The sequence below is a fragment of the Yoonia sp. R2-816 genome, from assembly GCF_046762905.1.
Taxonomy (GTDB): domain Bacteria; phylum Pseudomonadota; class Alphaproteobacteria; order Rhodobacterales; family Rhodobacteraceae; genus Yoonia.
The window spans coordinates 34,657-56,384 of the sequence record NZ_JBKQXN010000350.1 but is presented as its reverse complement, the minus strand read 5'-3'; the positions used below and the strand labels follow the sequence as shown (position 1 = coordinate 56,384).

The window sequence follows — 21,728 nt, the reverse complement described above, 5'->3', positions numbered from 1 at the left end:
GAAAGGAACACGTGATGGCCGATCTCACCACTGATTTTCTGGGGATCAAATCCCCCAACCCGTTCTGGCTGGCCTCTGCCCCGCCAACGGACAAGGAATACAACGTGCGCCGCGCGTTCGAGGCCGGGTGGGGCGGTGTCGTCTGGAAAACCCTGGGATCAGAAGGGCCGCCTGTTGTTAACGTCAATGGCCCGCGATACGGCGCGATCTATGGTGCAGACCGGCGTTTGCTGGGTCTCAACAACATCGAGTTGATCACGGACCGCCCGCTTGAGGTCAATCTGGAAGAAATCGCACGGGTCAAGGCCGACTACCCCGACCGCGCCATGATCGTCAGCATCATGGTCCCGTGCGAGGAACAGGCGTGGAAAGATATCCTGCCCCGCGTGACTGAGACGGGTGCTGATGGTATCGAGCTGAACTTCGGCTGCCCGCACGGCATGTCTGAACGGGGCATGGGCAGCGCCGTGGGGCAGGTCCCCGAATACATCGAAATGGTCACCCGCTGGTGCAAGCAATATTACGACAAGCCGGTGATCGTGAAACTGACCCCCAACATCACCGATATCCGCAAACCGGCCGCAGCGGCCAAACGCGGTGGGGCGGATGCGGTCAGCCTGATCAACACGATCAACTCGATTACTTCTGTAAATCTCGACACCATGTCGCCCGAACCGTCGATTGACGGCAAAGGCAGCCATGGCGGCTATTGCGGCCCGGCGGTTAAACCGATTGCGATGTCGATGGTGTCGGAAATCGCGCGGCACGAGGAAACCCGCGGCATGCCGATCAGTGGGATTGGTGGGATTACCACATGGCGCGACGCGGCGGAGTTCATCAGCTTGGGCTGCGGGAATGTGCAGGTCTGCACCGCGGCGATGACCTATGGTTTCAAGGTTGTGCAGGAAATGATTAGCGGTTTGTCACAGTGGATGGACGAAAAGGGCTATACCAGTGTTGAAGAGGTTGTGGGTCGTGCCGTACCAAACGTCACCGACTGGCAGTATCTCAACCTCAACTATGTGGCCAAGGCGAAGATCAGCCAGGATGATTGCATCAAATGCGGACGCTGCTACGCGGCCTGCGAAGACACCAGCCATCAGGCGATCGCCATGTCCGAGGATCGCACATTTACGGTGATTGATGAAGAATGCGTCGCCTGTAATCTTTGTGTCGATGTTTGCCCTGTCGAAAACTGCATCACAATGGAGCCGATGAAGCCCGGTGAAGTTGATCCGCGCACCGGCAAGGTGGTCCAGAAGGAATACGCCAACTGGACAACGCACCCCAACAACCCGGGTGCTGTTGCAGCGGAATAGACGGGAACCACGGAGCCCTTTCCTTTGTTGTGCAATGGAAAGGAGTTCCAATATGACCAAAGACCACGGCCCGTCGATCAAGGATGATGAGACCTACGAGGCGCTGCGCGAAGATGGTGCGTCGAAGGAGAAAGCGGCGCGCATCGCCAATGCAAAGGCGAGCGATGATCAGTCACCATCCGAAAAAGGTGGCAAGGCAAAACCGTATGAAGAATGGACCCGCGATGAGCTTTACAAGCGCGCGCAGGAGCTCGATATCGAGGGCCGGTCAGACATGAACAAGGATGAGCTGATCGGCGCGCTGCGTGATCATTGAGACGCAGACTTTTCGTGACGAAAAGTCTGACACGGAACAAAGTCTTCGTAAAGAAGACTTTGTGGGTTCAACGATGCACGGTCAGGTGATCTGGAGCACAGATGATAACGAACTGGCCCGCGCATTCGAGTAAATGAAACTCACGTTTTTTTACTTCAGCAATTATCGCGTCGCGTCCGACTTCACGTTCCACATCGCGAACAGCGCGCCTGACGATACCGCCGGTGCGCGCAGCCTTCTCGCTGAACAGATGATAAAAGAAAGCGGGATTTCCGCCTGCAAAGCGGGTTGTACCAAGCTGTAACTGTCTCATCCCGCAACGCTAAACGCGATACGGTTTACGGACCCTTACCAGCCATCTTCGGTATAAATTCGGCCTTCGGCGACACCCATTTCTTTCAACGCGCTCCGCACATCGTCAACCATCCCGCCGGGGCCACAAATGTAGAATGGCTGACCGGTATCCCCGATCAGATCCCGCAGCATCTCCTTGTCCAGCCTGCCTTTGACATGGGCCGTGTCCTTTTGATCGGACACGACAAATGTCGTTTCGACACCTGGCATCGACTGCCACAGCTCCTGCAGGATGATGTCCTTGTCAGTCTTGTTGGAAAAGATCAGGTGCGATCCCGATGTCCCGTCTTCCTGTTGTTTGCGCAGGATGGAAATGAACGGTGTGATGCCTGCGCCACCAGCAATAAACACGCCTGGCCCATGGTCCGTGATGGCCCCAAAAGGATCGGCAACTTTCACCTGATCTGTCATCCCAAGCGTCGGGATCTGTTCGGTCACCCCGTCATGATCAGGATAGGATTTGATCACGAATTCCAGATGTTTGTCATTAGGCCGCGATGTCATGGTGAACGGGCGGCTTTCATCCTTCCACCCTTCTTTTTGCAGGGTCAACTCGGTCGCCTGCCCTGCCTCAAACTCAAAATCCTCGGGGCGGTTGAAGGTCAACTGATAGGTGTCGTGCGTCACCAGGGCGATGTCTTGCAGGGTCAATGTGTAGGTCATGCTATCGGTCCTTTTGTTGGATAGGTAACGCCCGAACCATCCGGTGGTTCCGTTGACGATTGCGTGTGTGATCTGGTTTGTGACGACCGCTGGGCGCATAGTCCCGGCATGCGTTCCTGAAAGAAAACCACAATGACCCTCGCCCCCGATCGCCGTTTTATCCTGAAAGCGCTGGGGGCCGCCGGGCTGATCAGCCTCAGCCCCTCGGGCCCGCTCCACGCCGATGGCATGATGCCGATGCGGGCGATCCGCCAGTTTCCCTTGGGTGCAATGACCGTCACCATCATTGATGATGGCAGTTTTTCCATGGGGGTCGGCATGTTTGCGGCCAATGCGGGCAAGACGGCGGCAGGCGACCTTTTGGCCAGCTATGGGCTGTCGCCCACCGTGGCGGAAATGCCGTTGCAGGTGATGCTGGTCGAAACCCAAGGGGTGCGGGTGCTGATTGATACGGGAATGGGCGACATCACCTTTCATGGCAATGTACCCGATAACGGGCGGTTGGTCCGCTCTTTACAGACGCTGGGCCTGGCCCCGTCGGATATTGATATCGTGCTGCTGACCCATGGTCACCCGGACCATGTGGGCGGGCTGACCGCCCAAGGCGAACAGGTCTTTGCAAATGCTGACCATCACTTGCCGGAAATCGAACTGGCATTCTGGACCCAGTCGCCCGACCGGGCGCCGGTGGCCTTGCGCGAGATGATCATCGAATGTCGGCGGCATCTGTTGCCGGTGGCGCATCGCCTGCGGTCCTACGATGATGGGACCGAAATTGCCCCCGGGATCACAGCAATCGCAGCACCCGGTCACACCCATGGCCACCATGCGATCATGCTGGAAAGCGATGGGCGGCAATTGCTGCATCTTGTCGATACGGCAGTGCATTACATCACCGGGCTGGAGCGGCCAGACTGGACGGTCGGGGCCGATATCGACAAACCGAAAGCGATTGAGACACGCAGACGGCTGCTGGCGCGCGCCGCAGATGACCAGATACTGATCGCCGGTTATCATTTCCCTTTTCCCGGCGTGGGACGGATCATGCGGATGGGTGACGCATATCGATACGTCCCTGTCCCGCTGGTCTAAACCCGCAAAATACTGCGCATGACATGATCAAGGAACTGACCGGCCCCCGAAAACGGGTCATCGGTACCCAGAACCGCCCGCACCTGCACATCGAAGTCGGCGTAGTGCTGGGTCAGCGCCCAGATGGAAAAGATCAGATGGTGCGGATCGACATCCGCGATCAGGCCCGCATCCGCCCACCCTTTGATAATCACCGCCTTTTCATCGACCATATCCTTCAGGTCGGTATGCAGGATGGCCTTGATCCGCGGCGCGCCTTGCAGGATTTCATTGGCAAACAGGCGGCTTTCGCGGGGGTAATCCCGGCTCATCGCCAGTTTGCGCCTGGCATAGCCCATGATCTCCTCGACCGGGTCGCCCTCGCCATCCAGCGCCTTGAGCGGATCAAGCCAGTTTTCCAGCAGCCGCTCCAGCAGGGCCGTGTGGATCGCCTCTTTGGACGGGAAGTAATAGAGGAGGTTGGGTTTGGACAGCCCCGCCGCCTCTGCAATCTGATCAAGCGTCGATCCCCGGAACCCGAACTGCGAAAAAATCACCAGCCCTGCATCGAGAATGGCCATCCGATTGCGCTGCTGAATACGGGTTGGTGGTTTGGTCATGCAAATCTCTGCTCAAAATGTGGGCGACGTGACTGACGGCGGGGTGTTCGTGCTTTCTTTGGTTGCATCTGCCTATAAGTCGTGCGGAGAACTTGACTGATGCCACCCCTCTGTTAGCGTTGTTTTGACCGTTTGGTCAAACCCAGACTGCCCCAGCCACGAGGAGAGAGCCATGGCCGCCCCCGGAGAGAACCTGCGCATCAATGGTGAACGCCTGTGGGACAGCCTGATGGAGATGGCCAAGATTGGCCCCGGCGTGGCGGGCGGCAACAACCGCCAGACCCTGACGGACGAAGACAGCGAAGGCCGCCATCTGTTCCAGAAATGGTGCGAAGATGCCGGCTGTACGATGGGTGTCGATGAGATCGGCAATATGTTCGCCCGGCGCGAAGGGACCGACCCGGATGCGCTGCCCGTCTATGTCGGCTCGCATCTGGATACGCAGCCCACCGGCGGGAAGTATGACGGAGTGCTGGGTGTGCTGGGCGGGCTGGAAATTATCCGCACGCTGAACGATCTGGACATCCAGACCAAACACCCCATCGTGGTGACGAACTGGACCAATGAAGAGGGCACGCGGTATGCCCCGGCCATGCTTGCTTCGGGCGTTTTTGCAGGCAAGCATGAACTCGACTGGGCCTATGACCGCGTTGATGCCGATGGCAAACGCTTCGGCGATGAGTTGGAGCGCATCGGCTGGAAAGGCCCCGAGAAGGTCGGCGACCGTAAGATGCATGCCTTTTTCGAATTGCATATCGAACAGGGCCCAATCCTGGAGGCCGAGGGCAAAGATATCGGCGTCGTCACCCACGGGCAGGGCCTGCGCTGGATCGAATGCACGGTGACAGGCAAGGAAAGCCACACCGGATCAACCCCCATGCATATGCGCAAGAACGCGGGGCGCGGCCTCGCCCTGATCACCGAACTGGTCCACGAAATTGCGATGAAGAACCAGCCGAATGCGGTGGGCGCCATCGGCCATATCGACGTCTACCCCAACAGCCGCAACATCATCCCCGGCAAGGTGGTCTTCACCGTCGATATGCGCACGCATCTGTTGGACAAGCTGAACGCGATGGTGGCCGAACTGATGGAGCGGGCGCCGAAGCTGTGTGAGGATATTGGCGTGACGTTTGAGGCTGAAATCGTCGGCCAATTCGATCCGCCCGCCTTTGATGAAGGCTGTGTGGCGGCCGTGCGCAACGCGGCAGAGCGGTTGGGCTACAGCCACATGGATATCGTCTCGGGCGCTGGGCATGACGCCTGCTGGATCAACGACCTGTATCCAACATCTATGGTCATGTGTCCTTGTGTCGACGGCCTGAGCCACAACGAGGCGGAAGAAATCAGCCCCGAATGGGCGCGGGCGGGGACAGATGTGCTGTTCCACGCGGTGGTCGAGACGGCGGAGATTGTGGGGTGAGGGCACAGATTGCCGGTTTGTTATGCTTGACCGCCTCAGTCGGTGCGGCGGACTCTGACATGGTGCCCCTCGCAACCATACTGGCGGACCAACCGGAACAGTCGTATCAGTACGTTAGATGTGCAGCATTCTACCTTGCAAATGTGGAGTGGGCAGGTCAGGCAATTAGCGAAGAAGTATTTGAAAGTTCGAAGAAGTCTCTTGAAGACTTGCTGCTAATTGCAACGCTCGTAAGGTCGGCAGATAGCGCGGACGGAGTTGAGCATATAGCTGAAACAGTGAACTTGGATACACGCCAAATCGCGGATTTCTATTTGGAGAACTATCGCGAAAGCTATGCTCTGAGGGGAACTGCATGGGAAGCCAATGCGGTGTGGGAAGGTGATGCAGCGACTTGCCAACCAATAGCGGAAGCTGCCAGCCAAATTGCTAAGGAATTGGGAGACTGATGAAATGACCAAAGTCATCAAAAACGGCACTATCGTCACGCATGATCTGACCTACAAGGCCGACGTCCTGATCGATGGCGGCAAGATCATTGAAATCGGCCCGGACCTGAAAGGCGACGAACAGCTCGACGCGACCGGCTGTTATGTCATGCCCGGTGGGATCGACCCGCATACCCATCTGGAAATGCCTTTCATGGGCACCTATTCCAGTGATGATTTTGAAAGTGGGACCCGCGCAGCCTTGTCCGGCGGCACCACGATGGTCGTCGATTTCGCCCTGCCCAGTCCCGGCCAGGGCCTGCATGACGCCCTGCAGATGTGGGACAACAAATCGGGCCGCGCCAATTGCGATTATTCCTTCCACATGGCCGTCACCTGGTGGGGTGAGCAGGTGTTCAATGAAATGGAAAGCGTGATCAAGGATCGCGGCATCAACACCTTCAAGCATTTTATGGCCTATAAAGGCGCGCTGATGGTGAACGATGACGAGATGTATGCGTCCTTTTCGCGCCTTGCCTCGCTTGGGGGGATTGCGCTGGTCCATGCGGAAAACGGCGATGTGGTGGCCGAACTCTCTGCCAAGCTACTGGCCGAGGGTAATACCGGCCCAGAGGCCCACGCCTATTCCCGCCCGCCCCAGGTCGAGGGCGAGGCGGCCAACCGCGCCATCATGATCGCCGACATGACCGGCGTGCCGCTTTATATCGTGCATGTGTCCTGTGAAGAGGCGCATGAGGCGATCCGGCGCGCCCGTCAGCAAGGCAAGCGCGTCTGGGGTGAGCCGCTGATCCAGCATCTGACGCTGGATGAGAGCGAGTATTTCAACAAAGACTGGGACCACGCCGCCCGCCGCGTCATGTCGCCGCCGTTCCGGAACAAGCAGCATCAGGATAGCCTTTGGGCCGGGTTGCAGGCCGGGTCATTGTCGGTTGTGGCGACGGACCACTGCGCCTTTACGACCGAGCAGAAACGGTTTGGCGTGGGTGATTTCACCAAGATCCCGAACGGGACAGGGGGGCTTGAGGATCGGATGCCGATGCTCTGGACCCATGGGGTGGCCACGGGGCGGCTGACGATGAACGAATTCGTCGCCGTGACCTCGACCAATATCGCGAAGGTACTGAACTGCTATCCCAAAAAGGGGGCCATTCTGGTCGGGGCAGATGCCGATATCGTCGTGCTTGATCCCAAGAAGTCCAAGACGATCAGTGCATCCACCCAGCAATCCGCCATCGACTACAACGTGTTCGAAGGCAAAGAGGTAACAGGCCTGCCCCGGTTCACCCTGACGCGCGGCCATGTGGCCATTCATGACGGTGAAGTGCGCACAGAGGAAGGCCACGGCGAGTTCGTGAAACGCGAGGCGAATACGCCGACCAACAAGGCGCTGAGCACGTGGAAAGAACTGACCGCGCCGCGGCCCGTGGAACGGACGGGTATTCCGGCGACGGGGGTGTGACGGATTGGGACCACTTGGGATAATTATAATCCTTGCCGCCGTCATATTGGTATTTGTCGGATTGGTATTGGGGATTGCCCATCTTACAGCGCGACTGGGTTACCCAAAGATTGGCTTGGCCTTGGTGATGCTCGGGGGGGCTTACCTCGTTTATTCTGCCGCGATGACGCTGATCGACTGCGCGGCAGTGCCCACTGTAGTTCCGCTGACAGGTGAGCTTTCTGGTGAGCTGTATGTGAGACACGCATGCGACGGGCAAGGTGGCTTTGCAAGCTATGTGTACGGGTTTGTCGCCGCGCCAAGTGGCGCGGTCATTCTGGCATTACTTGCATGGCGCCGTTGGAAAATGCTGCCCGTGTTCCCATCAATATGATGAAACCATGTCTGCCCCTACCCGTTTTGCAACTTCCGAGGATTTGATTGCCTATGCCAACTGTTGCTGAACTTGCCGTACAATCACTTGGTGCAGAGACACCCGACGCAGCACATGGTAGTCAAGTGATTGCCGCGCGTGCTCTCAATCTCACCTTCCAGACCAACGATGGCCCGGTTCATGCCCTCAAGGATGTGAACCTAACGATCAACAGGGGCGATTTCGTCAGCTTTATCGGCCCTTCTGGCTGCGGCAAGACTACTTTCCTTCGGTGCATCGCGGGGCTCGAAGCCCCCACCGGGGGCGAGATCACCGTCAACGGCATGACCCCGGACGAGGCGCGGCGGGCGCGGGCGTATGGCTATGTGTTTCAGGCGGCGGGGCTATATCCGTGGCGCACGATTGGCGGGAATATAAAACTGCCGTTGGAGATCATGGGGTTTTCCAAGTCCGAGCAGGCGGACCGGGTGAAGCGTGTGATGGAATTGGTCGATCTGGCGGGGTTTGAGAAGAAGTTTCCTTGGCAGTTATCGGGGGGCATGCAGCAACGCGCCTCTATTGCCCGCGCGCTGGCTTTTGACGCGGATATCCTGCTGATGGACGAACCCTTTGGCGCTCTGGACGAGATCGTGCGGGACCATCTGAATGAACAACTGCTCCAGCTTTGGGCGCGGACGGAAAAGACGATTGGTTTCGTCACTCATTCGATCCCCGAGGCGGTGTATCTGTCTACTAAGATCGTCGTGATGTCCCCGCGTCCGGGCCGGATCACCGACGTGATCGACAGCCCGCTGCCGAAAGAGCGACCTTTGGACATTCGGGACACGCCGGAGTTTATCGAGATCGCGCATCGGGTGCGTGATGGTCTGCGGGCAGGGCATGTGGATGACTAGGGTTTGCCTCCGGCGGGGATATTTGCGCTCGGAAGAAGCCGGGGGTCCTGCGTGAAATCATTGCTGCCGATCCTGACCGTTATTGGTGCGATCCTGCTGGTTTGGGTCGTTGCCGTGGTGCCAATGAACATGCATCTGACCGCTGATCAGGCGCAACGGGACGGGTTGGTTGTGTCGCCGGAAACCCCGGCGGAACGACAGGCCTATTCCGGGCTTGGGCTGACCCTGAAAAACCCGGCGCTGATCGGGCAGACATATAATCTGGAGCGCCCGCGCCTGCCGTCGCCGCATCAGGTCGGGGCGGAAATGTGGGACACGATCTTTGCCAAGAAAATCACGTCGCGCCGGTCGCTAGTTTATCACGGCTGGGTGACGCTGTCCGCCACGCTGCTGGGTTTCGCCATTGGCACGACGCTGGGCATCCTGCTGGCGGTCGGGATTGTCTATAACAAGGCCATGGACATGAGCGTCATGCCTTGGGCGATTGCCAGCCAGACTATTCCCATTCTGGCGCTCGCCCCGATGATCATCGTGATGCTGGGGGCGATTGGCATTCAGGGCTTGTTCCCGAAATCGGTGATCAGCGCCTATTTGAGCTTCTTTCCCGTGGTTGTCGGCATGGTCAAAGGGTTGCGCAGCCCCGATGCGATGCAGATGGATCTGCTGCGGACATACAATGCCAGCCCCGCCCAGGGGTTCTGGAAACTGCGCCTGCCGGCCTCCGTGCCGTATCTCTTCGCCTCGCTCAAGATCGGGATATCGGCGTCATTGGTGGGCGCCATTGTGGCTGAACTGCCCACCGGTGCGCGGGCCGGGTTTGGTGCCCGAATGCTGGTGGGGGATCAATATGGGCAGCCGCTGGTGACTTGGGCGGCGCTTTTTGCGGCCGCAATCACGGCGGCTGCACTTGTGGGCCTCTTCAGTGCGATTGAACGCATGACCCTGCGCCGCATGGGGATGCAGGCAACATGACCGGCACGGCGATCATCGGGGCGCTGGCCGTCTGGGGCGCTGGCTGGTTCATCAACAGTCGTCTGGCCAACTCTGCCGCGGCCCAGACCCGTTTGGTCAAACTGCTTGTCCCCGCCATTTTCGGCCTGACGATCCTGATCATGTGGGAAATGCTGGTGCGGCTGCTCGAGGTCAGCCCGGTGATCCTGCCCCCACCCACCGCCATTGCAGAACGGTTCACGCAGGAACTGCCGCTGCTCTGGGCCGATTTCGAGCAGACCGTGATCAAGGGCGCGATGACCGGCTATGTCCTTGGCGCGCTTGCGGCGCTTGTTATCGCCATTCTGGCGGACAGGTCGGAATTCTGGATCAGGGGTGTTTTGCCGGTCGGCAGCTTCATGGCCGCCCTGCCGATTGTAGGCACGGCCCCGATTTTCGTAAAGTGGCTGGGCAGCGACTGGGAATCGAAGGCCGCCGTTGTTGGCGTCATGGTATTCTTCCCCATCTTCGTGAACATTATCGCCGGCCTGCGCGACACATCGGCGATGCAGCGCGACCTGATGCGCACCTATGGGGCCGGATACTGGCCGACCCTGGTCAAGCTGCGCCTGCCCGCAGCCATGCCCTTCATCTTCAACGGGCTGAAGATCGCGACCACGCTTGCCCTGATCGGGGCCATTGTTGCTGAATTCTTTGGCTCACCCACGGTCGGTATGGGCTTTCGGATATCGACCTCGGTCGGTCAGCTTGCGTTAGATCTGGTCTGGGCTGAAATTGTGGTGGCGGCGATCGCCGGAAGCGCGTTCTATGGGGTCATGGCATGGATCGAAAGCCGGGTGACATTCTGGCACCCGTCGCAAAGGAAATAACCAAGCCCCGTAAAGTGGGCGCATAACTGACTTGGAGGTCAATATGAAAAGACTACTGATTGCCGCAGCACTTGCCGCAGGTCTGGGCGGGACAGCCCATGCGGACGGGCACGCCAATGACGTGACGCTGCAACTGCAATGGGTGACCCAATCCCAGTTCGCGGGCTATTACGTGGCCCAGGATCAGGGGTTTTACGAAGAGGAAGGGCTGAACGTGACCATCCTGTCCGGTGGTCCCGACATCGCCCCGCCACAGGTGTTGGCCGGTGGCGGTGCCGATGTGATGCTGAACTGGATGCCCTCCGCGCTTGCCGCCCGTGAAAAGGGGCTGCCCGTGGTCAATATCGCGCAGCCATTCAAGACATCGGGCCTGATGCTGACCTGCTGGAAGGACACGGGTATCGAAACGGTCGAGGATTTTCGGGGCAAGACCATCGGCGTCTGGTTCTTTGGCAATGAATACCCGTTCCTGAGTTGGATGAGCCAGGTCGGCATCCCGACCGATGGTGGCGAGGATGGCGTGACCGTGCTTAAGCAAGGCTTCAACGTCGATCCGCTGCTCCAGCGCCAGGCTGACTGCATTTCGACCATGACCTATAATGAGTATGGTCAGGTGTTGGATGCGGGCGTGTCCGAGGATGAACTGATCACCTTCAAATACGAGGATCAGGGCGTAGCCACCCTTGAGGACGGGATTTATGTGCTTGAGGAGAACCTCGAAGATCCCGTGTTCGTGGACAAGATGGTCCGCTTTGTGCGCGCATCGATGAAAGGCTGGAAATGGGCCGAGGAGAACCCCGAAGAGGCCGCAGGTATCGTGCTCGACAATGATGAAACCGGGGCGCAGTCAGAGGCCGCGCAGATCCGCATGATGGGCGAGATTGCCAAGCTGACGGCGGGGTCCAACGGGTCGCTTGATCCGGCGGATTTCCAGCGGACCGTCGACACATTGCTGGCCGGTGGGTCCGATCCTGTGATCACGGCCCAGCCCGAAGGGGCGTGGACCAGCATGATCACCGATCAGGCGCTGAACTAAACGGACCAACGACGGTTTGGGCGGGCGCCGCGATAGGCGGCGCCCGCCTGTCTTTTGCGCAGCTGGTGTTTTCAATGACTTAGGGCCCCGCCTTTTGAAAAAAAGGCAGTAGTACTTACCTAATTACCATGCCCATTTTTATACAATCGCTTCCACTCTCATTTTCCACTTTCTGGCGCTATCTGATGCTGATGCCGTTCCTGGCGATCGGTTCGATCATCTTCCATTTCGCCAGCATAATCCCTTTTATCGGTTGGCTTGTGCCTGGGATGATCAGCGTCTGGTTGACGGTGATGGGTCTGCGCTGTGCCCTCGCGGCCCGCGGCTATACCCAAGGCATCGACGGCGGAACGCTGTTGACGGTGTGCCTATACTTCAGCGTTATTTTCCTCGGTGTCGGGATCATCCTTAATCTCTTCATGTCGGCAGTATTCTGGCTGGTACAGCAGGCGGGGCTGACGATTGATCCGGTTGGTCTGTTTGCCGGGCTATTCGGCGCGTCACCCTATTGGAGCGCGGCGCTCCTAGCGGTCCTTGCGCCGCTTGCATTCGCCACCGCCGCCTTTGCTGTCCCCCTGACGGCTGCCGCTGCATCGACAGGCCTGGGCGGCTGGAATTACAAGGCATTTGCGGGGTTTGGCCAAGGCGTGATCGGGCTGATGATCGTCATGGCGGTTTGGCTGTTCAGCGGTCATATCTTCTCGATCTTTGGCGAAGTCTGGACGGGCTTTGGCCTGATCGTCACCATGATCTGGGCCATTGTCGAAGGTGAGAGCCTGCCATGGGACACGGACTTTGCCCCGTTCACCGCCTTGCGCGGCACGCTCATCATGGCCTGGGCATCCAGCTGGTATTTCGCGACCGCCGTGCTGACATGGGAACGTTACGCGCAGGTGCCGCAAGGCAAGCCCGGCCATCAAGGGGAACAGAGCGGTCTCACCACAAAGGATATCCGGGACCTGCGCCGTGCCCGCATGCGCGGAAAAGACTCGACCGAGTGATCATGCGTCGGGTGTTTATCGAAGCGTGACCGTGTCCCGGGTTTGATCCCGAAACTCATACAAGGACAGCGCCCGGCGCTGTTTTACCTTCAACGCGGTGTCAAAATACCAGCGCTGTGATGACGATATTCGCTAATAGAGAGATTACATGAAAGCATGCGGGGTCTAATCCGCGCCTCTGCCTGGGCAACGCTTGGCAACGTGTCATAGCATCTCGCGGTAGGTCGGGATGATATCCCCATCCGCGGCAGTCGCCTCATACACCCCCCGGCAGATCGCCCGGCTCAGGCAGATCGCCGCAGCGGCCCCGATATCTCGCATGGCCTGGTGGTCAACAATGTCGCCTGTTCCTGTTGATGCGGCAAACACAAGATCCCCGTCCAGCGGCGTGTGCGCCGGGACAATCGCCCGCGCAAGCCCGTCATGGGCCGCCACCGCCATGCGGTGGCACTGTGATTTGCTCAACGGGGCATCGGTGGCGACAATCGCGATTGTCGTATTGGCAAACTGCCCCGTCGCGTGCATGAACATCGCCTTTTCCTTGCGGCTGGATTGGGGTGTGACCAGCCCTGCGGCCGTGTCGGGGCCCATGCCGCCGAATTCGCCCTCCATCTCGAACGGGGCCGCCCAGAAATGCCGGTCGCCGGGCGTTGTCACGCTGCCCAATGAATTCACGGCCACCAGCGCGCCGACCGTTGTGCCGTCCGCCAAAACCATCGAGGCTGACCCCAATCCGCCCTTCTGCATCGCAGCCATGGCCCCGGTGCCTACCCCGACAGAGCCCAAGGCAAATGTATCTTCCGCCGCGTCCAATGCGGCACGACCCAAGGCCCGATAGGGGTTCTCATCCCAATCCTTGTCACCCCCATTGATCAGATCAAAGATAATGGCACCTGGCACAATGGGGATATGCATCGCCCCGACGGCATAGCCGCGCCCCATTGCGCGCAACCCATCCATCACACCGGAACAGGCATCCAGTCCAAAGGCCGAACCGCCTGACAGCACCAGCGCATCCACCGCCGCCACGGTCTTGTCCGGGGCCAGCAAATCGGTCTCGCGCGTGCCCGGCGCGCCGCCCATCACATGCACGCTGGCCACAAACGGCTTGTCCCCCACCAGCACCGTGCTGCCGGATTTCAACCCATCGTCCTGCGCATTGCCGACGCGCAGCCCGGCCACATCGGTGATCAGGTTTCGCGGTCCTTTAGATACAGCGCCCACCGTCCACCTCCATCGCCACGCCGGTGATCATGCTGGCCTCGTCCGAGCACAGAAAACAGGCGGCGTTCCCCATATCCTCGGGCGTCGAAAATCGACCCAGCGGGATGGTTGCGAGAAACTTCGCCCGCATCACGGGCGTGTCCTCGCCCATGAAGGACGCAAGCAATGGCGTCTCCCCCGCTACCGGGTTCAGCGCGTTCACCCGCACGCCATGCGGGGCCAGTTCCACCGCCATCGCCTTGGTCGCCGTGATCATCCATCCCTTGGAGGCATTGTACCAGTTCAGCCGGGGCCGCGGCGACACTCCGGCGGTGGACGCGATATTCAGGATCGCCCCGGTTTCGCGTTCCTTGAAATGGGGCACAAAGGCGCGCGCCATATGGTAGACCGATTTCATGTTCACGTTGAAAACCCGGTCAAAATCCGCCTCACTGACATCCTCCATCGGGCTGGGCAGATGCGTGACACCAGCGTTATTCACCAGAATATCCAGCGGCCCGGAACCCAGCACCGTCTTTGCCAGATAGTTGACCGAGGCCCCGTCGGACACATCGCAGGTCAGGGCGCGCCCGCCGATTTCATCCGCCACATGCTGCGCGCCATCGGCGTTGATATCGGCGATAATCACCTGCGCTCCTTCGGCAGCGAATTTGCGGGCGATGCCCGCGCCAAAGCCTGAGCCGCCCCCTGTGACGATGGCCGTTTTTCCGTTCAACCTCATTGTCCCGTCCCCGCTTTCCGTCCGACCCGGTAAGTGTAGAACAACGCCACCAAAAGGCCCAGCAGACCACCGGCATAGCTGCCCTCATGCATCGCCCCCGCCCGCAGGAACGCAACCCGGTCGATCACACCGGGCGGCAGATTGAATTGTGCGGCAAGCTCCGGAGTTGCGATCAGGGTCAGCAGGCCAAGCGTTGTGATCGCGCAAATGGCCGAGATCCCGATGACCAGCCCGATTGCGCGCATCCCGGTCCGAAAGTACCGGGCATTGCCCTGAATGCGCAGCCCAAGCGCCATCACCGGCACCCCGATCACCAAGCCCATCCACCAACTGGCTGCCGCGCCGACCACGGCTGCACCTAGCCGGTTGTGCAAATCCGCAGGGATGCCGAATTGCGGGAATTTCAGCACGTGAAAATATTCCGGCGCAACCGCATAGCTGATCTGATTATGCAGCGCCCCATAAAGCCCCGCCGCCAGACAAGCGATGACGATCAGGAGGGGAAACAAAACCCATTTCAACGCGGCTCACCCATGCCAGGCCGCCACGGTCTTCAGGGTCGAAAACCCGTAAAGCGCCTCAAACCCCTTTTCGCGCCCATGCCCCGATTTGCCGACGCCGCCAAAAGGCAGTTCCACACCACCTCCGGCCCCGTAATTATTGATGAACACCTGCCCCGACCGCAGCGCCTTCGCCAACCGCATCTGCCGACCCCCATCATGGGTCCAGATGGACGCAACCAGCCCGTAATCTGTGCCATTCGCAATACCCAGCGCCTCTGCCTCATCCTCGAACGGAATGATGACCTGCACCGGGCCAAAGATTTCATCGCGCGCCAGCACATGGTCCGGCGGGACATCTGCAAACAGGGTGGGAGGCACGTAATGGCCCGGTGCATCCGTCACGATCTGTCCTTCCGCGGCAATGGTCAGGTCAGCGCCCCGCGCCAGAAATCCCTCCACAATCTCCTTTTGCCGAGCCGAGATCAGCGGGCCGACATTGAGATCCTCCATCGCCGGGCCAACCTTCAGATCGCGATAAGCGCCGGCCATCCGATCCCGCACCTGATCATACACACCACGCTGCACCAGTATCCGGCTCGACGCCGAACAGGTCTGCCCCGCATTCTGGATGCCCGCGTTCACCAGAAACGGCAGCGCGCGGTCCAGATCGGCATCGTCAAACACCAGCTGCGGGGACTTACCGCCCAATTCCAGCGTCACCGGGATCACATTGCGCGCCGCCGCCGCCTGTATCGCCTCCCCCGTGCGGACCGACCCTGTAAACGACATATGCTGCACCCCGGGATGCGCGGCCAGCGCGGCCCCGGCCTCGGCCCCCAGCCCGGTCACCACGTTCAACGCACCGGCAGGCAGCCCCGCCTGCATTGCCAGCGCGGCAAAGGCCAGTGCCGTCAGACACGCATCTTCCGCCGGTTTCAGCACGCAGGCATTGCCCATCGCCAGCGCGGCACCGACGGACCGGCCAATGATCTGCATCGGATAATTCCAGGGGATGATATGGCCCGTCACCCCATGTGGCTCACGCAGCGTATAGACGGTATAGCCGTCCAGATACGGGATCGTCTCGCCTGTGATCTTGTCCGCCGCACCGCCGTAGAACTCCATATATCGAGCCAGCGCCACCACATCCGCCCGCGCTTGCGCCAGCGGCTTGCCCACATCCATCGCTTCCAGCTTCGCCAGCGCCTCGCGATGGTTCAGCACCAGAATACCTAGCCGGGTCAGGATGCGGCCACGCTCCAACGCGGTCATCTGGCCCCAATCCCCATCGCGGGCCTCTTGCGCCGCCGCAACAGCCGCATCAACGTCATCAGCGGTGCCGCGCGCGATGGTGGTGAGCAATTCACCATCAGACGGGTTCGTGACTTGGATCGGGGTATCGCCCCTCAACCAAGCCCCCTCGATCAGATGCGCGGCCTCGGGAATATCAAACGGTTTCAACGGCATGGGACAACTCCGGCAGTTTCGGTGCAGCGGCAATCAGGGTCTTCGTGTAGGGGTGCTGGGGATTGGTGAACACCTGTTCCGTCTCACCCTGTTCCACGATCTTGCCCGCCTGCATCACCATGACCCGGTCCGTGACGGTGCGCACGACAGACAAATCATGGCTGATAAACAGATACGCCAGCGGGCGCTTGCGGCAAAGATCGGCAATCAGGTCCAGCACTTGGGCCCGGACAGAGACATCCAATGCTGACACGGCCTCATCAAAGATGATCAGTTCCGGCTCAATAATCAGGGCGCGGGCAATTGCGATACGCTGTCGCTGACCCCCGGAAAATTCGTGGATATACTTGCCCGCATCGCCCGACGACAACCCGACATCGCCAAGCGCCTTTCCAATCGCCGCCGCGCGCGCCTTGCCTTGGGGCGGATCATCCAGCAGGTGAAACGGCTCGGTGATCAGCCGGTCAACCCGGTGGCGCGGATTAAAGCTGCTGTAGGGGTCCTGAAACACCACCTGCATCCGCCGCCGCACCGCAAGGTTCGGGCGATGATGGGTAAAGACCGGTTCGCCATCCAGCCGGATTTCCCCGCCCTGCACCTCCTCAAGCCCCAGAATGGCGCGGGTCAGGGTGGATTTGCCACACCCGCTTTCGCCCACCAGCCCGACGCGCTCGCCATGGTCCATCTGAAAACTGACATCGTCCAGCGCCCTGACCACCGGGCGCGGCCCCAACAGGGCTTTCCGGCGCGCTGGATAATCACGCACCACATTGCGCACCGACAAAAGCTGCCCGACACCCCCGCGTTCCGGCAGTTGGACAGCATGGCCCGACGCCTCAAACAAGGCCCGCGTATAGGGATGCTGCATATTGGCCAGCAACTGCGCCGTCGGCGCGGCCTCGACCACGCGCCCCTTCTGCATGACAACAATATGATCGGCCACATCGGCCACCACAGCCAGATCATGAGTGATCAGCAACAGCCCCATATCGAATTCCCGTACGAGGTCCTGCAACAGGTCCAGGATGCGCGCTTGCGTGGTCACATCCAGCGCCGTTGTCGGTTCATCCGCGATCAGCAGCTTCGGCCGCAGCGCGATCGCCATCGCGATCACGACGCGCTGGCGTTGCCCGCCTGACAACTCATGGGGATACCGCGTCGGGGCGACCTTCAGCCCGACCCGCTCCAGCATCGCGGCAGCGCGCTGATGCGCTTCGGCCTTCGTTGTCTTTTCGTGAATCAGGATCGTCTCCGCGACCTGCGCGCCAATCGTCTGCACCGGGTTCAGCGCCGTCATCGGCTCCTGAAACACCATGCCCATTGCATTGCCACGCATCTGGCACAGATCCGATTCCGGAGTTTGCAGGATGTCCACACCATCAAGCAGGATTTGCCCCTGCGCCACCGCCCCGCGCGGCAACAACCCCATGACCGACAGCGCCGTCATGGATTTGCCCGATCCGCTCTCGCCCGTGATCGCGACAATCTCGCCATGCTGCATCGACAGGCTCACATCCTGCAAAATCTCGGTCTGACCAATCCGCAGGGACAGGCCGTTGATCGCCAGAATGCTCATACCCGCGCCACCCTGATCCGCGGGTCCAGCCAGTCGCGCAACCCGTCCCCCAGCAGGTTCAGCCCCAACACCATCAAGAGGATCGCGAAACCCGGCACCAGCGCGGTGTGCGGAGCGATGCTGACCAGCGTCTGCGCATCCGCCAGCATCCGGCCCCAGCTTGCTGTCGGCGGCTGCGCGCCGAGGCCGATATAGGACAGTGCCGCCTCGGCCAGTATCCCCAGCGAAAACTGGATCGTCCCCTGCACGATCATCAGATTGGTGATGTTGGGCAGGATATGTTCGACCGAAATACGCGCCGCCGATTTGCCGCAAACACGGGCGGCCAGAATGAAATCCCGCTCCCATAACGGCAGGGCGGCCCCCCGCGTCAGCCGGGCAAAAACCGGAATGTTGAAAATGCCGATGGCGATAATCGCATTCACCGCCGACGCCCCGAAGACAGCCGTGATCAGGATCGCAATCACCAGCGATGGAAACGCGAACACCAGATCATTGCCGCGCATGATCAGCTCATCCAGCAACGACCCGCGCCTTGCAGCGGCCAGCAACCCCAGCGGAATACCAATCGCCATCCCGATGCCGACAGCAACCAGCGCCACCGCAATCGACGTGCGCGCGCCCATCATGATCATCGACAGAATATCGCGACCGAAATGATCGGTCCCCAACAGGTTTGCCCCACCCGGGCCTTGCAGCTTGTTCGGAATATCCAGCGCCTCGATATCGTAGGGCGTCCACAGAAATGACACCGCCGCGAGCGCCAGAAAAATCACCGTCAGCGAGATACCGATGATCAGGTTACGGCTCATGCCCGCGCCCTCAGTCGAGGGTCAACAGCGGCATAGGCCAGATCGACCGCGAAATTGACGACGATGACGGTGAACACCAACAGCATCACCACGCTTTCCACCACGATCAGGTCGCGGGCGCTGATGGATTGGAAAATCAGCCGGCCCAGACCGGGCAGGAAAAACACCTGCTCAATGATGATGCCACCGGCCAGCAGGAACGAAAACTGCAGCCCTATGATCGTCAGCACGGGGATCAGCGCGTTGCGCACGGCATGACGCCACAGGGCCTGCCTGCGGGTCAGCCCTTTGGCGCGGGCAGTGCGGATGAAATCCTCACCCAGCATGTCCAGCAGGGACGATCGCATGACGCGCGCCAGGATCGCCGCCTGCGGCAAGGCCAGCGCGATGGCAGGCAGCGTCAGCGCCTTGATCGCCTGCAACGGATCACCCCACCCCGGAAAGCCCCCTGCGCTGAACCAGCGCAGATTGATCGCAAAGATCAGCACAAGGATCATCGCGAACCAGAAATTCGGGATGGCGACACCCAGTTGGGTCGCCCCCATGATCGTGATGTCACCGGGTCCGCCGCGCCTGCTGGCGGCATAAATACCGGCGGGAAAGGCAATAAGGGTCGACAGGATTAGCGCATAAATCGCCAGCGGCAGCGACACCCAGATGCGATCCGCGATCAGGTCGGCAACCGGTGTCTTATAGGTCCAGCTTTGCCCGAAATCCCCCTGCAACAGCCCCGTCACCCAGTCGAAATACCGGGTGACCACCGACTGATCGAGGCCCATTTCCGCCCGCAAGGCCGCAATCGTATCGGGCCTCGCATTCACCCCCAGCATGAAGGCGGCGGGATCGCCCGGGATCACCTCGATCACCGCAAAGATCACCAAAGACGCCACAAAAAGGCTGATAACAAGCGATGTCAGACGGCCAAGGGCATAGCGGATCATATGTTCAATGTACTGAGGGCGGGCCCCGACCGCGGGTGGGGGTGAAGCCCCCGCCCTGGGGGGCGGTCGGGGGCTGCCCGGCGTTGCCGCCGGGCGGGCGCTCTACTCAGACCACGACACCCCGGTCAGATCAACCGCCGCCGTCGGCTGGTTCACCCACAGGCCCTGCACACCCGCCTTGGCCACTGTCGCCACCGCAAGTTCGAACAGATAGCCGTTCACGTAATCCTCCGAAATGATCGTCTGCGCCCGGGCCAGCAACGCACTCCGCCCCGCCGGATCGGTGGTCGCGTTCAGCTCTTCCATCAGCGCCTGAAAATCCGGGTTGTCATACTGGAAATAATAGTCCGGATTGGCATAGATGCCGATATCCATCGGTTCGGTATGGCTGACAATGCTCAGCCCGAAATCCTTGTTTGTGAACACCTCCTCGATCCACTGCGCCCATTCGAGGTTCGTGATCTCGGTCTCGATCCCCACCTCGCGCAGCTGAGCGGCGATAATCTCGCCCCCGCGCCGGGCATAGGACGGCGGCGGCAGCTTCAGCGTGGTGGTAAAGCCATCCGCAAACCCCGCCTCGGCCAGCAATGCCCGCGCGCGGTCGGGATCATGCGGCGAATTGGCCAGCAGATCGACATAATCGGGATGATGTGGCGCGAAATGGGTGCCAATCGGCGTACCAAGGCCAAACATCGCGCCGTCAATGATCGCCTGCCGGTCAATGGCATGGGCCACGGCCTGCCGGACCAGCACATTGTCAAACGGCGGCATCTTGTTGTTGGTGGACAGGATCGTCTCGCCCTCGGTATTACCCACCAAGACTTGGAACCTTGGATCAGCCTCGAACTGCGGCAGGTTCTCTGGCGCGGGGAAGCCGATGAACGCATCCACATCCTCGGCCATCACGGCAGCAAAAGCAGCGGTCGGATCGCTGATAAACCGGAACGTCGCGCTTTCCAGCGCCGGGGCGGGACCCCAGTAATCGGCATTGCGCATCAGTTCGATCCGGTCGCCCTGCACCCAATCGGTGAATGTGAAGGGACCCGTGCCAATCGGATTGCTTGCGATGTTCTCAATGCTTTCGGGCGCCACAATCACCGCATCCCCCCAGGCCATGTTGAACAGAAAATTCCCGTTCGGTTGGTCCAGCGTCACCTGTACGGTCAGCGGGTCCACTACGTTCACATCCGCGATCCCCGCAAACAGACCCTTCTGCGCATTGGTGCTGTCCTCGGCCCTTGCGCGATCAAGGCTGAACTTCACATCCTCCGCATCCATCGCCGTGCCGTCATGAAACGTCACCCCGGCAGCCAGGTTGAAGGTATAGACCAGCCCGTCATCCGAGATATCCCAGCTTTGTGCCAACCCCCGGATAATCGCGCCATCGGCATCAAACCGGGTCAGCCCTTCGAACACATTGGCATAAAGCACACTATCAATCGCCTGCGCGGCCCCGCCCGTGGGGTCAAGGTTCGGCGGCTCCAACTGAATGGCCACGGTAATGCTGTCCTGCGCCAGCGCGGTCGTGGCCCAAAGACCGATAACAGCCGAAGCGGCAAAGCGTTTGAAATGATACATGATGTCCCCCTGTTGTCGGGATGAGTGTTGACCTAACGTTGGGGCAAATCAAGTCCCCTGCAAATGACCGTAGGATGGGTGATTCACCCATCATGTCCCAATCCTTAAC

General features: G+C 60.1%; 23 protein-coding genes. 12 read left to right on the top strand and 11 right to left on the bottom strand.

Annotation, left to right across the window (positions count from 1 at the left end; translation table 11 throughout):
- Nucleotides 1-14: 14 nt before the first annotated feature.
- Nucleotides 15-1,319 (top strand): NAD-dependent dihydropyrimidine dehydrogenase subunit PreA, encoded by a 1,305-nt coding sequence (gene preA, locus ACFWW2_RS26185; RefSeq protein ID WP_393933528.1) that lies wholly within the window; start codon nt 15-17, stop codon nt 1,317-1,319.
- Nucleotides 1,320-1,371: 52 nt separating this feature from the next.
- The gene (locus ACFWW2_RS26180) at nt 1,372-1,635 is read left to right on the top strand and encodes a Rho termination factor N-terminal domain-containing protein (protein WP_393933526.1); all 264 of its coding nucleotides are present in this window, start codon (nt 1,372-1,374) and stop codon (nt 1,633-1,635) included.
- A 67-nt stretch (nt 1,636-1,702) separates the two neighbouring features.
- Here the strand turns inward: ACFWW2_RS26180 and ACFWW2_RS26175 are convergent, their stop codons facing one another.
- Together ACFWW2_RS26175 and ACFWW2_RS26170 are read right to left on the bottom strand one after the other, a co-directional pair.
- Entirely contained in the window at nt 1,703-1,948 is a 246-nt protein-coding gene (locus ACFWW2_RS26175; protein ID WP_393933524.1) for a hypothetical protein, read from the bottom strand.
- Between the two features lie 35 nt (nt 1,949-1,983).
- Complete coding sequence (locus ACFWW2_RS26170; RefSeq protein WP_393933522.1) at nt 1,984-2,652, bottom strand: FAD-binding oxidoreductase; 669 nt, start codon at nt 2,650-2,652, stop codon at nt 1,984-1,986.
- A 132-nt stretch (nt 2,653-2,784) separates the two neighbouring features.
- Here ACFWW2_RS26170 and ACFWW2_RS26165 point away from each other — a divergent pair, with 132 nt between their 5' ends.
- The gene (locus ACFWW2_RS26165) at nt 2,785-3,744 is read left to right on the top strand and encodes an MBL fold metallo-hydrolase (protein WP_393933520.1); all 960 of its coding nucleotides are present in this window, start codon (nt 2,785-2,787) and stop codon (nt 3,742-3,744) included.
- On the opposite strand, the gene ACFWW2_RS26160 is transcribed toward ACFWW2_RS26165, so the two are convergent.
- Nucleotides 3,741-4,343 (bottom strand): TetR family transcriptional regulator C-terminal domain-containing protein, encoded by a 603-nt coding sequence (locus ACFWW2_RS26160; RefSeq protein WP_393933518.1) that lies wholly within the window; start codon nt 4,341-4,343, stop codon nt 3,741-3,743. The two genes, ACFWW2_RS26165 and ACFWW2_RS26160, sit on opposite strands and share 4 nt — an antisense overlap.
- A 172-nt stretch (nt 4,344-4,515) precedes the next feature.
- Here ACFWW2_RS26160 and ACFWW2_RS26155 point away from each other — a divergent pair, with 172 nt between their 5' ends.
- The 9 genes from ACFWW2_RS26155 to ACFWW2_RS26115 all read left to right on the top strand — a co-directional run bounded on the left by ACFWW2_RS26155 (nt 4,516) and on the right by ACFWW2_RS26115 (nt 12,797).
- Nucleotides 4,516-5,766 carry a Zn-dependent hydrolase gene (locus ACFWW2_RS26155; RefSeq protein WP_393933516.1) on the top strand — a complete coding sequence of 417 codons (1,251 nt, stop codon included), beginning with the start codon at nt 4,516-4,518 and terminating at the stop codon, nt 5,764-5,766.
- A 26-nt stretch (nt 5,767-5,792) separates the two neighbouring features.
- Nucleotides 5,793-6,215, top strand: coding sequence for a hypothetical protein (locus ACFWW2_RS26150; protein ID WP_393933514.1), 423 nt, complete (start codon nt 5,793-5,795; stop codon nt 6,213-6,215).
- Between the two features lie 4 nt (nt 6,216-6,219).
- On the top strand, nt 6,220-7,674 hold the full coding sequence (hydA, locus tag ACFWW2_RS26145) for a dihydropyrimidinase (RefSeq protein ID WP_393933512.1): 1,455 nt from the start codon (nt 6,220-6,222) through the stop codon (nt 7,672-7,674).
- 163 nt (nt 7,675-7,837) lie between these two features.
- A complete protein-coding gene (locus ACFWW2_RS26140) occupies nt 7,838-8,047 on the top strand; it encodes a hypothetical protein (RefSeq protein WP_393933510.1) in 210 nt (69 codons plus the stop codon).
- Between the two features lie 125 nt (nt 8,048-8,172).
- Nucleotides 8,173-8,940, top strand: a complete 768-nt coding sequence (locus ACFWW2_RS26135) for an ABC transporter ATP-binding protein (protein ID WP_393933654.1) — start codon at nt 8,173-8,175, stop codon at nt 8,938-8,940.
- Between the two features lie 51 nt (nt 8,941-8,991).
- The gene (locus ACFWW2_RS26130; RefSeq protein WP_393933508.1) at nt 8,992-9,912 is read left to right on the top strand and encodes an ABC transporter permease; all 921 of its coding nucleotides are present in this window, start codon (nt 8,992-8,994) and stop codon (nt 9,910-9,912) included.
- Nucleotides 9,909-10,760 carry an ABC transporter permease gene (locus ACFWW2_RS26125; RefSeq protein ID WP_393933506.1) on the top strand — a complete coding sequence of 284 codons (852 nt, stop codon included), beginning with the start codon at nt 9,909-9,911 and terminating at the stop codon, nt 10,758-10,760. The genes ACFWW2_RS26130 and ACFWW2_RS26125 overlap by 4 nt, the downstream gene beginning before the upstream one ends.
- A 43-nt stretch (nt 10,761-10,803) precedes the next feature.
- A complete protein-coding gene (locus ACFWW2_RS26120) occupies nt 10,804-11,796 on the top strand; it encodes an ABC transporter substrate-binding protein (protein ID WP_393933504.1) in 993 nt (330 codons plus the stop codon).
- A gap of 128 nt (nt 11,797-11,924) precedes the next feature.
- The gene (locus tag ACFWW2_RS26115; RefSeq protein ID WP_393933502.1) at nt 11,925-12,797 is read left to right on the top strand and encodes a hypothetical protein; all 873 of its coding nucleotides are present in this window, start codon (nt 11,925-11,927) and stop codon (nt 12,795-12,797) included.
- Between the two features lie 204 nt (nt 12,798-13,001).
- Here the strand turns inward: ACFWW2_RS26115 and ACFWW2_RS26110 are convergent, their stop codons facing one another.
- From ACFWW2_RS26110 to ACFWW2_RS26075, 8 genes are all read right to left on the bottom strand, one after another.
- Complete coding sequence (locus ACFWW2_RS26110; RefSeq protein WP_393933500.1) at nt 13,002-14,021, bottom strand: P1 family peptidase; 1,020 nt, start codon at nt 14,019-14,021, stop codon at nt 13,002-13,004.
- A complete protein-coding gene (locus ACFWW2_RS26105) occupies nt 14,005-14,742 on the bottom strand; it encodes an SDR family oxidoreductase (RefSeq protein ID WP_393933498.1) in 738 nt (245 codons plus the stop codon). The genes ACFWW2_RS26110 and ACFWW2_RS26105 overlap by 17 nt, the downstream gene beginning before the upstream one ends.
- On the bottom strand, nt 14,739-15,263 hold the full coding sequence (locus ACFWW2_RS26100) for a hypothetical protein (protein WP_393933496.1): 525 nt from the start codon (nt 15,261-15,263) through the stop codon (nt 14,739-14,741). The genes ACFWW2_RS26105 and ACFWW2_RS26100 overlap by 4 nt, the downstream gene beginning before the upstream one ends.
- A 6-nt stretch (nt 15,264-15,269) precedes the next feature.
- Nucleotides 15,270-16,712, bottom strand: coding sequence for an aldehyde dehydrogenase family protein (locus ACFWW2_RS26095; protein WP_393933494.1), 1,443 nt, complete (start codon nt 16,710-16,712; stop codon nt 15,270-15,272).
- Nucleotides 16,693-18,288: an ABC transporter ATP-binding protein gene (locus tag ACFWW2_RS26090; RefSeq protein ID WP_393933492.1), complete on the bottom strand. Its 1,596-nt coding sequence runs from the start codon at nt 18,286-18,288 to the stop codon at nt 16,693-16,695. Before ACFWW2_RS26090 ends, ACFWW2_RS26095 begins: the two co-directional genes overlap by 20 nt.
- The gene (locus ACFWW2_RS26085; RefSeq protein ID WP_393933490.1) at nt 18,285-19,100 is read right to left on the bottom strand and encodes an ABC transporter permease; all 816 of its coding nucleotides are present in this window, start codon (nt 19,098-19,100) and stop codon (nt 18,285-18,287) included. Before ACFWW2_RS26085 ends, ACFWW2_RS26090 begins: the two co-directional genes overlap by 4 nt.
- Entirely contained in the window at nt 19,097-20,041 is a 945-nt protein-coding gene (locus ACFWW2_RS26080) for an ABC transporter permease (RefSeq protein WP_393933488.1), read from the bottom strand. The genes ACFWW2_RS26085 and ACFWW2_RS26080 overlap by 4 nt, the downstream gene beginning before the upstream one ends.
- Nucleotides 20,042-20,143: 102 nt before the next feature.
- Nucleotides 20,144-21,619, bottom strand: a complete 1,476-nt coding sequence (locus tag ACFWW2_RS26075) for an ABC transporter substrate-binding protein (RefSeq protein ID WP_393933486.1) — start codon at nt 21,617-21,619, stop codon at nt 20,144-20,146.
- Nucleotides 21,620-21,728: the final 109 nt, after the last annotated feature.

What these genes read in the sequence shown, in the direction of transcription:
- ACFWW2_RS26180 (WP_393933526.1), top strand. Translation starts at nt 1,372, where the DNA reads ATGACCAAAGACCACGGCCCGTCGATCAAGGATGATGAGACCTACGAG.
- ACFWW2_RS26165 (WP_393933520.1), top strand. Translation starts at nt 2,785, where the DNA reads ATGACCCTCGCCCCCGATCGCCGTTTTATCCTGAAAGCGCTGGGGGCC.
- ACFWW2_RS26125 (WP_393933506.1), top strand. Translation starts at nt 9,909, where the DNA reads ATGACCGGCACGGCGATCATCGGGGCGCTGGCCGTCTGGGGCGCTGGC.
- ACFWW2_RS26160 (WP_393933518.1), bottom strand. Translation starts at nt 4,343, where the DNA reads ATGACCAAACCACCAACCCGTATTCAGCAGCGCAATCGGATGGCCATT.
- hydA (WP_393933512.1), top strand. Translation starts at nt 6,220, where the DNA reads ATGACCAAAGTCATCAAAAACGGCACTATCGTCACGCATGATCTGACC.
- ACFWW2_RS26155 (WP_393933516.1), top strand. Translation starts at nt 4,516, where the DNA reads ATGGCCGCCCCCGGAGAGAACCTGCGCATCAATGGTGAACGCCTGTGG.
- ACFWW2_RS26120 (WP_393933504.1), top strand. Translation starts at nt 10,804, where the DNA reads ATGAAAAGACTACTGATTGCCGCAGCACTTGCCGCAGGTCTGGGCGGG.
- ACFWW2_RS26090 (WP_393933492.1), bottom strand. Translation starts at nt 18,288, where the DNA reads ATGAGCATTCTGGCGATCAACGGCCTGTCCCTGCGGATTGGTCAGACC.
- ACFWW2_RS26140 (WP_393933510.1), top strand. Translation starts at nt 7,838, where the DNA reads ATGACGCTGATCGACTGCGCGGCAGTGCCCACTGTAGTTCCGCTGACA.
- ACFWW2_RS26105 (WP_393933498.1), bottom strand. Translation starts at nt 14,742, where the DNA reads ATGAGGTTGAACGGAAAAACGGCCATCGTCACAGGGGGCGGCTCAGGC.
- ACFWW2_RS26115 (WP_393933502.1), top strand. Translation starts at nt 11,925, where the DNA reads ATGCCCATTTTTATACAATCGCTTCCACTCTCATTTTCCACTTTCTGG.
- ACFWW2_RS26095 (WP_393933494.1), bottom strand. Translation starts at nt 16,712, where the DNA reads ATGCCGTTGAAACCGTTTGATATTCCCGAGGCCGCGCATCTGATCGAG.
- ACFWW2_RS26175 (WP_393933524.1), bottom strand. Translation starts at nt 1,948, where the DNA reads ATGAGACAGTTACAGCTTGGTACAACCCGCTTTGCAGGCGGAAATCCC.
- ACFWW2_RS26075 (WP_393933486.1), bottom strand. Translation starts at nt 21,619, where the DNA reads ATGTATCATTTCAAACGCTTTGCCGCTTCGGCTGTTATCGGTCTTTGG.
- ACFWW2_RS26080 (WP_393933488.1), bottom strand. Translation starts at nt 20,041, where the DNA reads ATGATCCGCTATGCCCTTGGCCGTCTGACATCGCTTGTTATCAGCCTT.
- preA (WP_393933528.1), top strand. Translation starts at nt 15, where the DNA reads ATGGCCGATCTCACCACTGATTTTCTGGGGATCAAATCCCCCAACCCG.
- ACFWW2_RS26170 (WP_393933522.1), bottom strand. Translation starts at nt 2,652, where the DNA reads ATGACCTACACATTGACCCTGCAAGACATCGCCCTGGTGACGCACGAC.
- ACFWW2_RS26085 (WP_393933490.1), bottom strand. Translation starts at nt 19,100, where the DNA reads ATGAGCCGTAACCTGATCATCGGTATCTCGCTGACGGTGATTTTTCTG.